Here is a 14,333-nt window from a genome sequence, read left to right on the forward strand (position 1 = left end):
GCCCGTGATCGGTCGGCGACCGTGACGAAACCGCTCAGTGACGGTGTTGAGCGGTGAGTGCGGCAGTTGTGCAAGACTCTGCAAGCTCTTGCCACCATGAATCCGAGGGAGCGCGATGAGGCAGCAACCCACGGCAGGCCGTTCGGCCGCCCGCGCACGGCGTCCGGTCGGTGTGCAAGGAGGCAGGCGACCGGTACAGTCCAGTGCCGTGACCACACGGCTTGCGGACATCGCTGCGCAGGCGGGGGTGAGCGAAGCGACCGTCAGCCGCGTCCTCAACGGGAAGCCGGGCGTCGCCGCCACCACCCGCCAGTCCGTGCTCGCCGCGCTGGACGTGCTCGGCTACGAGCGCCCGGTACGGCTGCGGCAGCGCAGCGAGGGCCTGGTGGGCCTGATCACACCGGAGCTGGAGAACCCCATATTCCCGGCCCTGGCCCAGGTCATCGGCCAGGCGCTGACCCGCCAGGGCTACACACCGGTGCTCGCCACGCAGACCCCGGGCGGGTCGACCGAGGACGAGCTGACCGAGATGCTCGTGGACCGCGGGGTCGCGGGGATCATCTACGTCTCCGGACTGCACGCGGACACCACCGCCGACATGCAGCGCTACGACCGGCTGCGCGCGCAGGGCGTGCCCTACGTGCTGGTGGACGGGTTCTCGCCGAAGGTGCAGGCGCCGTTCATCTCCCCCGACGACCGGGCGGCGATGACGCTCGCGGTGACCCACCTGGTGTCCCTGGGGCACACCCGGATCGGGCTCGCCCTCGGGCCGAAGCGGTTCGTGCCGGTGCAGCGCAAGATCGAGGGCTTCGTGCGCGCGATGCAGGACCAGCTGGGGCTGGCCGCGCAGACGGTGGAGACCGAGCTGGTCCAGCACTCGCTGTACACGCTGGAGGGCGGTCAGGCGGCCGCGACCGCGCTGATCGAGCGGGACTGCACGGCGGTGGTCTGCGCCAGCGACATGATGGCCCTGGGGGCGATACGGGCGGCCCGGCAGCGGGGCCTGGAGGTGCCGCGGGACGTGTCGGTGGTCGGGTTCGACGACTCCCCGCTCATCGCCTTCACCGACCCGCCGCTGACCACGGTGCGCAAGCCGGTCCCGGCGATGGGGCAGGCGGCGGTGCGCACGCTGCTGGAGGAGATCGGCGGGACGCCCGCGCCGCACAGCGAGTTCGTGTTCATGCCGGAACTGGTGGTGCGCGGTTCGACCGCTTCGGCGCCGCATGTCGTCCGTACGTCGTAGAAGGTGCACGGCGGACCCGACCTTGGGATGATCGGGCCAGGAAGCCTTGTCTGGCAGACTTGATGCCTATGAGTGACTCGACCGTGACAGAGCCGGAAGGTCGCGAGGAGGTGGCCGATCCGCGGGCCGTCACGGGCGAGGTCGGACAGGGCGTGCTGGTCCGGATGCGCCGTCCGCGGCGGCCCAGGTTGTGGTTCGAGATCCTTCTGATCGCGGTGAGTTACTGGACGTACTCACTGATCCGCAACGCCGTCCCGGAGCAGCGGGGCGCCGCGCTGCGCAACGCGGACTGGATCTGGCGCGTCGAGCACGATCTGGGCATCGCCGTCGAACGATCGGTGAACCACAGCCTCAACTCGGTGAGTTGGCTGATCGTGGGCATGAACTACTACTACGCCACCTTGCACTTCGTCATCACGCTGGGCGTGCTGGTGTGGCTGTACCGGTGGCATCCCGGCCGGTACGCGGCGGCCCGACTGGTCCTGTTCGCGACCACGGGTGTGGCCCTGGTCGGTTACTATCTGTTCCCACTCGCGCCGCCCCGGTTGATGCGCGGCGGGCACTTCGTGGACACCGTGATGGTGCACCACACCTGGGGCTCGATGGCCTCCGGCGACCTCAAGCACATGTCCAACCAGTACGCGGCGATGCCGTCGATGCACATCGGCTGGTCACTGTGGTGCGGGCTGACGATCTTCGCGCTGGCGTCGGTGCCGTGGGCGCGGGTGCTGGGCCTGCTGTATCCGGCGGTCACCCTGCTGGTGATCGTCGCCACGGCCAACCACTTCTGGCTGGACGCGGTGGGCGGCGTCCTCTGCCTGACCTTCGGCTTCGCGGTCGCCCGGCTCTGGTACGGCGCGCTGCCCCACGCCCTGCCGAGGCCGGCGCCGGCCCGGACGCCGCGGCCGGCTCAGGCCCCGTCGCCGGCTCAGGCCCCGTTGCCGTAGAACAGCTCCTCCACCACCGTCCGCGCCCGGCGCGTGGTACGGCGGTAGGCGTCCAGCATGTCGCCGGCGTGCCCGGCGCCGTAGCCCAGGTAGCGGCCCACCGCGGCCAGCTCGCGGGGCTCGGTGGGGAACGTGTCCCCGGCCCGGCCGCGGACCAGCATGACCGCGTTGCGCACCCGGGTGGCCAGCACCCACGCCTCGTCCAGGATCTCCGTCTCCTCGGTGCTCAGCAGCCCGGCCGCCCGCACCGCGGACAGGGCCTGTCGGGTGCGGGCGGTGCGCAGGCCGGGCACCTGGTGGCCGTGCCGGAGCTGGAACAGCTGCACGGTCCACTCGACGTCCGACAGGCCGCCGGGGCCCAGCTTGGTGTGCAGCTTGGGGTCGGCGCCGCGCGGCAGGCGCTCGGACTCCATACGGGCCTTCAGCCGGCGGATCTCGCGGACGGCGTCCTCGTCGAGCCCCTGCGCCGGATAGCGCAGCGGGTCGATCAGCTCGGTAAAGCGGCGGCCGAGGTCCTCGTCACCGGCGACCGGCTCGGCCCGTAGCAGCGCCTGCGACTCCCAGACCAGGGACCAGCGGCGGTAGTAGGCCTCGTACGACTTCAGGGTGCGTACCAGCGGACCCGACTTGCCCTCCGGGCGCAGGTCGGCGTCGATGAGCAACGGCGGGTCGGCGCTGGGCAGTTGCAGCAGGCGGCGCATCTCGGCGACGACCTTGTGGGCGGCGGCGGACGCCTCCTGCTCGTCCACGCCGTCCTGCGGCTCGTGCACGAACAGCACGTCCGCGTCGGAGCCGTAGCCCAGCTCGTGGCCGCCGAAGCGGCCCACCCCGATGATCGCGAACCGGGTGGGCAGGGTGTCGCCCCAGCCTTCGCGTACGACCGCGCGCAGCGTGCCGGCGAGGGTGGCCGCGGTGAGGTCGGAGACGGCCGCGCCGACCCGGTCCACCAGGGCGCCCTGGTCGGCCTCGACCGGGCTCGCCTCGGTGCCGTAGGAGCCGACGATGTCGGCGGCGGCGGTGCGGAACAGCTCGCGGCGGCGCACGCCACGGGCCGCGGTGACGCCCTGCTCGGCATTCTCCGCGCGGCCGACGGCGGCGAGGATCTCCTGCTCGAGCTGGGCGCGGCCGCGGGGCTCCAGTCCACCGCCGTCGCCCTCGCCGAGCAGCGCCACCGCCTCGGGGGCGCGCATCAGCAGGTCGGGGGCGAGGCGGCCCGCCGACAGCACCCGGGCCAGGTTCTCGGCCGCCGCGCCCTCGTCCCTGAGGAGCCGGAGGTACCAGGGGGTCTTGCCGAGGGCGTCGGAGACCTTGCGGAAGTTCAGCAGGCCCGCGTCGGGCTCCGCCGAGTCGGCGAACCAGCCCAGCAGCACCGGCAGCAGGGTGCGCTGGATCGCCGCCTTGCGGGTCACTCCGGAGGCCAGCGCTTCGAGGTGGCGCAGGGCCGCGGCCGGGTCGGCGTAACCGAGGGCGACCAGGCGTTCGCGGGCCGCCTCGGGGCGCAGGCGGGCCTCGCCGGGCGCCAGCTGGGCCACCGCGTCGAGCAGCGGGCGGTAGAAGAGCTTCTCGTGCAGCCGCCGTACGACACCCGTGTGCCGCTTCCACTCGCGGTGCAGGCCGGCCACCGGGTCGGTGCGCAGGCCGAGGGAGCGGCCGAGGCGGCGCAGGTCCGGTTCCGCCTCGGGGACGAGGTGGGTGCGGCGCAGCCGGTAGAGCTGGATGCGGTGCTCCATGGAGCGCAGGAAGCGGTACGCCTCGTCGAGGCGGGCGGCGTCCTCGCGGCCGACGTAGCCGCCGGCGGCCAGGGCCTGGAGGGCGTCCAGGGTGGTGCCGCTGCGGAGGGAGGGGTCGGTGCGGCCGTGCACCAGCTGGAGGAGCTGGACGGCGAATTCGACGTCGCGCAGGCCGCCCGGGCCCAGTTTGAGTTCTCTTTCGATCTCGGCCGCGGGGATGTTCTCCACCACCCGGCGGCGCATCTTCTGGACGTCCGCGACGAAGTTCTCGCGCTCCGCCGCCTTCCACACGAGGGGTTCCAGCGCGTCGATGTACGCCTGGCCGAGGTCCGGGTCGCCGGCCACCGGGCGGGCCTTGAGCTGGGCCTGGAACTCCCACGTCTTGGCCCAGCGCTGGTAGTAGGCGAGGTGGCTGCTGAGGGTGCGGACGAGGGGGCCGTTGCGGCCCTCGGGGCGGAGGTTGGCGTCCACCGGCCAGATGGAACCCTCGACGGTCGTCTCGGAGCAGATCCGCATGAGGTGCGAGGCGAGCTTCGTGGCGGATCCGAGCGCCTTGGCCTCGGCGGTGCCGTCGGCTGCCTCGGCCACGAAGATCACGTCCACGTCGGAGACGTAGTTCAGCTCGTGGCCGCCGCACTTGCCCATCGCGATCACCGCGAGGCGGCAGGCCGCGGCGTCCTCCGGGGCCGCGGCCGTCGCGATGGCCAGGGCGGCGCGGAGGGTGGCGGTGGCGAGGTCCGCGAGTTCGGCCGCCGTCTCGGCGACGTCCGTGGTGCCGCAGACGTCCCGGGCCGCGATGGACAGCAGGCAGCGGCGGTAGGCGACGCGGAGGGAGACGGGGTCGGTGGCCTCGGCGAGGCCGCGCTCGAACTCCAGCACGCCGGGGTGGAGGTCGCGGGGCTCGTAGGTGACCAGGGCCTGCCAGTCCGTGGGGTGGCGGGTGAGGTGGTCGGCGAGCGCGGCGGAGGCGCCGAGAACGCCCAGGAGGCGGTCGCGGAGGGGCTTGGCCGCTATCAGGGTGTCGAGCAGTTCGCGGTGGGCGGTGGGGCCGTTCTGGGCCTCCAGGAGGCGGACCAGGCCGTGCAGGGCGAGGTCGGGATCGGCGGTGGCGCCGAGGGCCTCCAGGAGGACCGGGTCGTCGCGGACGGGGGCCAGCTCGGGGCTGTCCAGGAGGCGCTCGGCGGCGGAGGGGTCGGTGAAGCCGTGCCGGAGCAGACGGGTGAAGGTGCTGCTTCGGCGCCCCGGCGTCATGCTCGGCCTCCCCTTGTACGTCGGATCAAGGTCGTCCTGGCCAGAGCCTAACCGCAGTGGGGGCGGGGAGCTGGGGGTGGCTCCGGGTGACTTCCGGTGGCGCCCCCGGTTCCGGGCCGCCGCGGGTCACTCCGTGGCGGCTCCGGGGCGTGCCGGGGGTTCCTGCGTGGTTCCGGGGCGTGTCGGGCTCCGGCCGCTGCGGGCGGACACCACCCGGCACGCCCCTTCCCGCCGTACGCGACCGCACCGTGCCCGAGGCGGAGGGCCGTTCGGGTGACGCACCCGCCGTTGCCTCAGGTGCCGGCCGAACTGGCCCGCGCGGCGTCGTGGTTGCGCTGGTGGGGCAGCGTGGCCAGGAGGTGGTGCATGGTCTGCGCCGCCTTCGGTGCCGCGTCGGCGCAGCAGTTGTTGAACAGGATGTGGATCTCTTCGGTCGCCTCCGCCAGGGCGCGGACGCGGGGCAGCCAGGCCCTGAGTTCCTCAGGGGCGTAGGTGTGGCGGAAGCGGTCCTCCTTGGTGCCCGTGCCCCAGTGGGGGCTGCGGCCGTGGAAGCGGATCAGGGACAGGTGGGGGGTGGTCACGGGGGTGACCGGGGGGAGGGAGGTGGGCAGGCCCTGGGGGGTGTCCACGGCTACGGCGGTGGCGTTCAGGTCCCTGAGGAACGCGGTCGTGCGGTCGGTGCGCCACCAGGCGGGGTTGCGGAACTCCACGGCGAACGGCCAGTCGCGGGCGCGTTCCCGGGCGGCACGGATGAAGGTCTCCGCCGCGGGGCCGGGGGTCAGGGAGGGCGGGTACTGGAAGAGGAGGGTGCCCAGGCGGCCGGACCGGCGGAGGGGGGTGAGCGCTTCGGCGTAGCGGGTCCAGGTCTCCGTGAGCAGGCCCTCGTCGCGGGGGTGGCCGCGGAGGTCCGCGGGGAGGGCGGACGGGCGGGTGGGGTGGCCGGTGAGGAGGGAGAACGCCTTGACGTCGAAGCGGAAGCCTGGGGGCGTGCGGTCCGCCCAGAGCTGGGTGGTGCGGGCTGTCGGGAGGGCGTAGTAGGGGGAGTCCGCTTCGACCGCGGGGAAGCGGGTCGCGTAGTGGCGCAGGCGTCCCTCGGGGGTGCGGTGGCCGGGTGGGTACCAGCCGCTCCGGAGCAGTGCCGGGTCGGTCCAGCCGCATGTGCCCACGAGAATCCGCGTCATGCGGGCGTGAGTACCCGCCGTTCATCGGGTCTTCACCCACGGGGTCGGCTCACGTCGGCCACCGGAATGTTGGCGTGCGCATGCTCTGTCCGCACCGCCCGCCCCGTATCTCCCCCACCCCGGAGGTTGATGTGTCCGGCAGTTCCGTGTACCGCCGTGCCCGTACCGTCGTGGCGTCCGCAACGGCCCTCGCCGCAACCGCAATCGGGCTGTGGGCCGGGCTCGGCGGCGAGTCCGCGCACGCCGCGGGCTCCGTGCCCAGTCCTGATCACGTCGTCGTGGTGGTGTTCGAGAACCACGCCTACAGCCAGGTCATCGGCTCCTCCAGCGCGCCGTACATCAACTCGTTGAAGTCCGGCGGCGCCAATCTCACCCAGTCGTACGCCCAGACCCACCCGAGCCAGCCGAACTACTTCGCCCTGTTCTCCGGTTCGACGCAGGGCGTCACGGACGACAGCTGCTACACCCCGGGCTTCTCGTCCGCGCCCAATCTCGCGTCCGAGGTGATCGCCGCCGGGCGCAGCTGGGCCAGCTACAACGAGACCCTGCCGAGTCAGGGCTCCACCACGTGCAGCAGCGGCACGTACGCGCGCAAGCACAACCCCTGGTTCGGGTTCGGCAACGTACCGACGTCGAGCGCGAAGACGTTCGCCCAGTTCCCGACGGACTACTCGACCCTGCCCCAGATGTCGTTCGTGGTCCCGAACCTGTGCAGCGACATGCACGACTGCTCGGTGTCCACCGGTGACACCTGGCTGAAGAACAACCTGGGCGCGTACGCGACCTGGGCCAAGACCCACAACAGCCTGCTCGTCGTCACCTTCGACGAGGACAACCGGCTCAGCGGCAACCGGATCCCGACGGTCCTGTACGGCCGGCCGGTCACGCCGGGGTCGTCCGGCTCCACCACGTACAACCACTACGACCTGCTGCGCACCCTGGAGGACACCCAGGGTCTGACCACGCACGCGGGCAACGCGGCCAGCGCCAAGGACATCACCGGCATCTGGGCGTCCTGACGTGTACGTAGCGGACAGCCGCGCGCGTACGTCCGCTGACGGTGCCGTCCGGCCTCCCGCCGGGCGGCGCCGTGCCGCGGTCGCGCCCACCGTCCTCGCCCTCGGGACGGTCAGCCTGGTCACCGACGTCTCGTCCGAGATGGTCACGGCCGTACTGCCGTTGTACCTGGTGACCGGGCTCGGCCTCTCCCCGCTGGGCTTCGGGCTGCTGGACGGCGTCTACAACGGGTTCTCGGCACTCGTCCGGCTCGTGGGCGGGCATCTCGCCGACCGGGGCGGCGGACGGCACAAGTGGGTCGCGGGATTCGGGTACGCCGTGTCCGCGGTGTGCAAGCCGCTGCTGCTGGTCGCTCATTCGCTCACCCCGATCGGCCTGGTCCTCGCCGCCGACCGGACGGGGAAGGGGCTGCGGACGGCTCCACGGGACGCGCTGATCTCGCTGGCGAGCACGCCCGAGTCCCGTGGCCGGGCCTTCGGGGTGCATCGCGCGATGGACACCGCGGGCGCCCTGTTCGGCCCGCTGGTGGCGTTCCTGATCCTGCGGGCCACCGTGGACGGCTACGACGCGGTGTTCACCGTCAGCTTCTGTGTGGCCGTGCTGGGAGTTCTGGTGCTGGTGCTGTTCGTCCCGGGAGGCAGGGGCGGGCCGGCTCCGGCCGAACGGCCCACCCTGCGGGCCGCCGTGGGGCTGCTGCGCCGCCGTGAGCTGCGCCGGATCACCGTCTGCGCGCTGCTGCTGGGCCTCGCCACGGTCAGCGACTCCTTCGTCTACCTGCTGCTCCAGCGCCGGCTCGGCGTTCCCGACCGCTGGTTCACGCTGCTGCCGCTCGGCACGGCGGGCGCGTTCCTGCTGCTCGCGGTACCGCTCGGCCGGCTCGCGGACCGGGTGGGCAGGTGGACCGTCTTCCTGTCCGGGCACGGCGGTCTGCTGCTCGCGTACGGGCTCCTGCTCACCTCCTGGCACGGCACCGCCCTGCCGTACGTCGTCCTCGCCCTGCACGGGGGCTTCTACGCGGCCACCGACGGGGTGCTCATGGCGGCGGCCTCGGACGGGGTCCCGGAAGCCCTGCGCTCCTCGGGTCTCGCCCTGGTGCAGACCGGGCAGGCGCTGGCGCGGTTCGCCTGCTCGCTGCTGTTCGGCGCGGCCTGGACGGCGTGGGGCGACCGGGCGGCACTGGCCGGGGCGGCGGTGGCACTGACCACGGGTGCCGCGTACTCCCTCACCCTGCGTCCGAAGGAGACGGTGACCGCATGACCGTACGCAGCCGCATCCTGATCCTGGTCTCGGCCGTCGCCGTGCTGGCGGCGGTCGGGCTGGCCGCCGTGCTGCACGCCTCGGCCCGGGCCGACCGCCGCGACCACGCCCGGGCGGGCGGCCCGCAGGTCACGCCGGGGACGGTGACGCTGAGCGGGCAGGGGCGCATGCTGTTCCGCTCCATGGCGTGGGGTCCGCACCGGGACGAGGTGACGAGCGTCCCGGCGGCCGACCCGGCCGGCCCGCGCACCGCCTCGGGCGTAACGTGCCTGCGCTTCCACGCCGCTTCGGGCACCGGAGTGTGCCTGCAGGCGGTGCACGGGCCGGTCTCGGACACCTACCGCGCGCTCGTCCTCGACGCGCGCCTGCGGACCGTGGCCCGCTACGACGTCCCGGGCATCCCGTCCCGCGCCCGGGTCTCCCCCACCGGGCACTTCGCCACCTGGACGGCGTTCGTGGGCGGTGACTCGTACGCCGGTACGCACTTCTCCACGCGCGCGGCGATCGTGGACGTTCGCAGCGGTGCGCTGATCCCGTCCCTGGAGGCCTTCCGGATCGTCAAGGACGGACGCCCCTACCGGGCGGCGGACGTGAACTTCTGGGGGGTGACGTTCGCGTCGGACGACCGCACGTTCTACGCGACGCTGGCGACGAAGGGGCGGACGTATCTGGTCCGCGGGGACCTGCGCGGCCGTACGGTCACCACGCTGCACGTGAACGTGGAGTGCCCGTCCCTGTCCCCGGACGGCACCCGGGTCGCGTACAAGAAGCGGGTCGAGGGGCTGCCGGCGGACGCCCCCTGGCATCTGTACGTGCTCGACCTGCGGACGATGCGCGAGACTCCGCTCGCCGAGCCGAGGAGCGTGGACGACCAGGTGGTGTGGCGGGACGCCCGTACGCTCGTGTACGCCCTGCCGGGCGACTACGGCGCCGACCTGTACGAGGTTCCGGCGGACGGGTCGGGGGCGGCTCGGCGGATCACCACGGCGGCCGTGTCGCCCGTGTATCTGGGGTAGCCGCGCCGCGGGTCAACGCCCGGACGGGGGTTTCCGTCATCACGGTGGTTTCGGCCGAAGGCCGCCGCCCGCCTGGGTGGGCCGCCCGGACACTTGCCGGGAGGTGGCCGGGTGGCCGCCGGGAAGGGCGAGGGTGCGCGATGGCCGACAGCAAGATCCTGGTAGCGGTACCGGAGCATCCGCGCGCCGAGGGCGCAGGGGCCGAGCAGCTGCAAAAGATCCGGGACGCCGTGGAGGCGGGCGGTTTCGGGGTGCGCTGGGCGGTCACCGCCGAGGACGCGGACGCGGTGCTGCGTACCGAGGCGGGGCTGGCGGCGGCGCTGGTCGCCTGGGAGCTGCCCGGCTCCGGTGCGGCGCGCACCGCCGGTGACGGGCCGGGGGCCGCGCTCGCCGCGCCCGGGGGCGCGCCGACCCCGGGCACCGGGGCCGAAGGGTTGCCCGGCGGGGCCGCCGTACTGCGGCGGATCGGGCGCCGTTTCCGGGACCTGCCGGTCTTCCTGGTCATGGCCGGCGAGGGCGTGCGGGATCTGCCGCTGTGGGTGTCGGAGACGGTCGTCGGGTACGTGTGGCCGCTGGAGGACACGCCGGGGTTCATCGCGGGCCGGATCACCAGTGCCGCCCGCGCGTACCGGGAGGACGTCCTGCCGCCCTTCTTCCGGGCGTTGCGCCGCTTCGACGACGCCCACGAGTACTCCTGGCACACCCCGGCCCACTCCGGTGGCGTCGCCTTCCTCAAGTCGCCGGCGGGGCGCGCCTTCCACGACTACTTCGGCGAACGGCTGCTGCGCAGCGACCTGTCGATCTCGGTGGAGGAACTGGGCTCGCTGTTCGAGCACACCGGCCCGATCGGTGAGGCGGAGCGCAACGCGGCCCGGGTCTTCGGGGCCGATCTCACCTACTTCGTGCTGCACGGCGACTCCACCTGCAACCGCCTGGTCGGCCACTTCAGCGTCACCCGGGACGAACTGGCGCTGGTGGACCGCAACTGCCACAAGTCGGTGCTGCACGGGCTGGTGGTCTCCGGGGCCCGGCCCGTCTATCTGGTGCCCACCCGCAACGGGTACGGCCTCGCCGGACCGCTGCCCCCGGCCGAGCTGGCGGCGGACGCCATCGCGGCCCGGATCGCCGCGCACCCGCTGGCCGAGGCGGCAGTGTCCCGGCAGGCGCAGTACGCGGTGTTCACCAACTCCACCTACGACGGCCTCAGTTACGCCGCCGTGCCGGCCGCGCGGGCGCTCGCGGCGAGCACCCCCCGGGTGCACTTCGACGAGGCGTGGTTCGCGTACGCCCGTTTCCACCCGCTGTACGCCGGCCGGTACGGCATGTCGGTGGACGCGGAGGCCTTCCCCGGCCCGGACCGGCCGACGGTGTTCGCGACCCAGTCGACGCACAAGCTGCTGGCCGCGCTGTCGCAGACGGCGATGGTGCACGTGCGGCCCGCGCCCCGGGCGCCGGTGGAGCACGACCGCTTCAACGAGGCGCTGATGATGCACGGCACCACCTCGCCGCTGTATCCGATGATCGCCTCGCTGGACGTGGCCACGGCGATGATGGACGGCCCGCAGGGCGAGTGGCTGGTGGACGAGGCGGTGACGGAGGCGATCCGCTTCCGGCAGGAGATGGTGCGGCTGCGCCGTCGAACGGAGAGCGCCGGGGACCGTCCGCCGTGGTTCTTCGGTGTCTGGCAGCCGGAGGAGGTCACCGATCCGGCGACCGGCGAGCGCCTGCCCTTCGACGAGGCCCCGCCGGAGCTGCTGCGCACCGCGCAGTCCTGCTGGCTGCTGGAGCCGGGCGCCGCCTGGCACGGCTTCCCCGGGCTGACCGAGGGCCACTGCATGCTCGACCCGATCAAGGTCACCGTGACCTGCCCCGGCATCACGGCAACCGGCGAAATGGCCGAGGAGGGCATCCCGGCGCGTGTCCTGACGGCGTACCTGGCCACCCGGAACATCGTCGTGGAGAAGACCGACAGCTACACCACGCTGATCCTGTTCTCCATGGGCATCACGAAGGGCAAATGGGGCACGCTGCTGGACGCCCTGATGGACTTCAAGGCCCTCTACGACGCCGACGCCCCGCTGGACCGCGTCCTGCCGGAAGCCGTCGCCGCGCACCCCCGCCGCTACTCGGGCCTGACGCTGCGCGAACTGTGCCGGCAGATGCACGACCAGTTGCGCTCGGCGCGCCTGGTGGAGCTGCTGGACACCGCGTTCCAGCAGTTGCCGGAGCCGGTGTTCCCGCCGCAGCACTGCTACCAGCGGCTGGTGCGGGGCGGCACGGAGCGGATCAGGATCGCCGACGCGGCGAACCGGGTGGCGGCCGCCATGGTCACCGTCACCCCGCCCGGCATCCCGGTCCTGATGCCGGGCGAGTCCACCGGTACCGCCGACGGCCCCCTCCTGCGCTACCTCACCGCCCTGGAGACCTTCGACCGCCGCTTCCCGGGCTTCCGCAGCGAGACCCATGGCGTGACGCTCGACGAGGACACCGGGGACTACGAGATCGAGTGCCTGCGCCGGGACTGACGCGGTGTTCCGGCAGGCGTCCCCTCAGGTCGAGAACGCGCCACCTAATATCCCAACACACGTGTTAAATACGGACAAATGGCCACTCGAGGCGGGACGGACGGTCCCGTGCGGTGCCCGGCGCGGGCTCGCGGCCCACGCCCGGGCGGCGCACGCACGAGACCGCACGCGAACCATCCGATGAGGAGAAGTCGCCGATGAGTGAGTCCATACAGACCGGCACCGGGGCCACCGGGGCCACCGGGGAGAAGGTCATAACGGAGGCCGGCGCGACCGCCGGCCAGGCCAAGCAGGCGGCGACCGACGTCGCCGGGACCGCGGCGGAACAGACCAGGGCGGTCGCGGGAGAGGCGCGGCAGCAGGTGGGAACCGCCATCGACCAGGTGTTCAGCCGGGTGGTGGACGAGGCCGAGGATCAGACCAGGCGTGCGGCCGACGCGCTGCGGCAGTGGGCGCACGACCTGTCCGGGCTCGCCGAGAACGCCCGGCAGGACTCCCCGGCCCGCAGCCTCACGGCCCAGGCAGCCGACAAGGGACACCGGGCGGCCGACTATCTGGAGAAGCAGGGGGCCCAGGGCGTCGTCTCCGACCTCCAGCGATTCGCGCGTCGGCGCCCCGGCACCTTTCTGGGCGGCGCGCTGCTGGCCGGACTCGCGGTGGGACGCCTGGCGAAGGCGGCGGGAACCGCCTCCCGGTCCGATGGATCCGGGCGGGAGCAGGCCGCAGCCCGGCCGGACCGACCGGTGACGGACGCGGCAACTCCCCAGCCGCTGCCGCCCGCCGCCGCGGAGCCCGCGCCCGGGACCTCCCCGCAGCCGTTCCCCGCGTCCACCGCGGAGCCCGCCTCGGCCCCGGCGGCGCCAGCACCCGGAACCTCCCCGCAGACACCGCCGGGGCCCCCCGCCGAGCCCGGCACGGGAGCGGCGGTGCCACCACCGCCGCAGGTCCCGCCGGTGGTCGGTGTGCCGCCGGAGGACACGCCGGGCCGGACCTTCCCGGAGGTGTGAGATGTCCGCCGCCTCGCCCACGCCCGGCGTACCCCGGCCGCCGGAGCGGGATGTCTCCGTGGGACAGCTCCTGTCCGAGGTGACCTCGGATCTGCAGACGCTCTTCCGTCAGGAGGTGAAGCTGGCCAAGGCCGAGATCAGGGAGGAGGGGACCCGAGCGGGCAAGGCCGCGGGCATGTACGGCGGAGCCGGGTTCGCCGGCTACCTGGTCCTGCTGTTCCTGTCGCTGGCCGCCATGCTCGGCCTGTCCAACGTGCTGGACGGGGGATGGGCCGCCCTCATCGTCGCCGCGGTGTGGGCGGTCGTCGCGGCCGTGCTCTACCAGCGGGGCCGGAACCGGATGCGCGCCGTCTCCCCGAAACCCGAGCGAACCGTCGAGACCTTGAAGGAGAACGCGGAATGGGCACGTCACCCGACCAAGTGAGGACTGAGATCGAGGCCACGCGTGACCGGCTGTCCTCGGACGTGGACCGGCTCGCCGACCGGACCAGTCCCCGGCGAGTGGTCCGCCGTCGCACTCAGCGCATGCGTGGCGCGGTGTCCGGCATCCGTGAGCGGGTCATGGGCAGCGCGTCCCAGACCGCGCAGAGCATGACGGACACCGCGCAGTCGGCGGCCGGCTCGTTGCAGGAGGGCACGGGACGGGCGGTCGACGCGGCACGCGACGCGGCCGGCGAGGCGGGACAGGCCGTCCAGCGGGCACCCGAGCTGGCCCGGAGCCAGACGCGGGGCAACCCGCTGGCCGCCGGGCTGATCGCCTTCGGCGTCGGCGTCCTGGCGTCCTCGCTGCTGCCTGCGACGCAAGCCGAGCAGCAGGCGGCGTCCGATCTCATGCAGAGCGAGGCCCTGGAACCGGTCAAGCAGGCCGCCGTCGAGTCCGCGCACAACCTGAAGGAAGGCGCCCGGGAGGTGGCGCAGAGCGCGGCCACGGAGGTGCAGGAGAGCGCGGCCCAGGCGGTCCGCGTCACACAGGAGGAGGCGCGCGACCGGACCGGCGAGGTCGCCGAGCAGGCACGTGAGTCCGGCCGGCATCTGACGGACGAGACGCCCTGAGGACGGATCACGGCGCTGTCCGGTACGGCAACGCCCCGCGACCCCGTGGTCGCGGGGCGTTGCCGTACCGGACATCCGGGCGGACGGTCAGCGACGGAAGATCATG

Annotated in this window: 11 protein-coding genes; 9 read left to right on the plus strand and 2 right to left on the minus strand. The window is 73.2% G+C overall.

Translation table 11 applies throughout. The features are described from left to right. Positions 1-208 precede the first annotated feature (208 nt). Positions 209-1,243, plus strand: a complete 1,035-nt coding sequence (locus tag ACGFRF_RS33665; protein WP_393746519.1) for a LacI family DNA-binding transcriptional regulator — start codon at positions 209-211, stop codon at positions 1,241-1,243. Between the two features lie 68 nt (positions 1,244-1,311). Then, a complete protein-coding gene (locus tag ACGFRF_RS33670) occupies positions 1,312-2,190 on the plus strand; it encodes a phosphatase PAP2 family protein (RefSeq protein ID WP_393746521.1) in 879 nt (292 codons plus the stop codon). Here the strand turns inward: ACGFRF_RS33670 and ACGFRF_RS33675 are convergent. Together ACGFRF_RS33675 and ACGFRF_RS33680 are read right to left on the minus strand one after the other, a co-directional pair. Then, the gene (locus tag ACGFRF_RS33675; protein ID WP_393746523.1) at positions 2,172-5,171 is read right to left on the minus strand and encodes a bifunctional [glutamine synthetase] adenylyltransferase/[glutamine synthetase]-adenylyl-L-tyrosine phosphorylase; all 3,000 of its coding nucleotides are present in this window, start codon (positions 5,169-5,171) and stop codon (positions 2,172-2,174) included. The genes ACGFRF_RS33670 and ACGFRF_RS33675 overlap by 19 nt on opposite strands. A gap of 293 nt (positions 5,172-5,464) precedes the next feature. Next, on the minus strand, positions 5,465-6,352 hold the full coding sequence (locus ACGFRF_RS33680) for a DUF72 domain-containing protein (protein WP_393746524.1): 888 nt from the start codon (positions 6,350-6,352) through the stop codon (positions 5,465-5,467). A 131-nt stretch (positions 6,353-6,483) separates the two neighbouring features. Between ACGFRF_RS33680 and ACGFRF_RS33685 the strand changes: the two genes are divergently transcribed. The 7 genes from ACGFRF_RS33685 to ACGFRF_RS33715 all read left to right on the plus strand — a co-directional run bounded on the left by ACGFRF_RS33685 (position 6,484) and on the right by ACGFRF_RS33715 (position 14,227). Continuing rightward, positions 6,484-7,371, plus strand: a complete 888-nt coding sequence (locus tag ACGFRF_RS33685) for an alkaline phosphatase family protein (RefSeq protein ID WP_393746526.1) — start codon at positions 6,484-6,486, stop codon at positions 7,369-7,371. A gap of 1 nt (position 7,372) precedes the next feature. Further along, on the plus strand, positions 7,373-8,626 hold the full coding sequence (locus ACGFRF_RS33690; protein WP_393746528.1) for an MFS transporter: 1,254 nt from the start codon (positions 7,373-7,375) through the stop codon (positions 8,624-8,626). Further along, entirely contained in the window at positions 8,623-9,642 is a 1,020-nt protein-coding gene (locus tag ACGFRF_RS33695; RefSeq protein ID WP_393746530.1) for a TolB family protein, read from the plus strand. Before ACGFRF_RS33690 ends, ACGFRF_RS33695 begins: the two co-directional genes overlap by 4 nt. A 140-nt stretch (positions 9,643-9,782) precedes the next feature. After that, positions 9,783-12,167, plus strand: a complete 2,385-nt coding sequence (locus tag ACGFRF_RS33700; protein WP_393746532.1) for an Orn/Lys/Arg decarboxylase N-terminal domain-containing protein — start codon at positions 9,783-9,785, stop codon at positions 12,165-12,167. Between the two features lie 197 nt (positions 12,168-12,364). Next, positions 12,365-13,174, plus strand: a complete 810-nt coding sequence (locus tag ACGFRF_RS33705) for a hypothetical protein (protein WP_393746534.1) — start codon at positions 12,365-12,367, stop codon at positions 13,172-13,174. Positions 13,175-13,232: 58 nt separating this feature from the next. Further along, positions 13,233-13,598, plus strand: coding sequence for a phage holin family protein (locus tag ACGFRF_RS33710; RefSeq protein WP_393746536.1), 366 nt, complete (start codon positions 13,233-13,235; stop codon positions 13,596-13,598). Further along, positions 13,574-14,227, plus strand: coding sequence for a DUF3618 domain-containing protein (locus ACGFRF_RS33715; protein ID WP_393746538.1), 654 nt, complete (start codon positions 13,574-13,576; stop codon positions 14,225-14,227). Before ACGFRF_RS33710 ends, ACGFRF_RS33715 begins: the two co-directional genes overlap by 25 nt. Positions 14,228-14,333 lie beyond the last annotated feature (106 nt).

It is taken from the genome of Streptomyces sp. NPDC048521 (genome assembly GCF_043199855.1).
Taxonomy (GTDB): Bacteria; Actinomycetota; Actinomycetes; order Streptomycetales; family Streptomycetaceae; genus Streptomyces.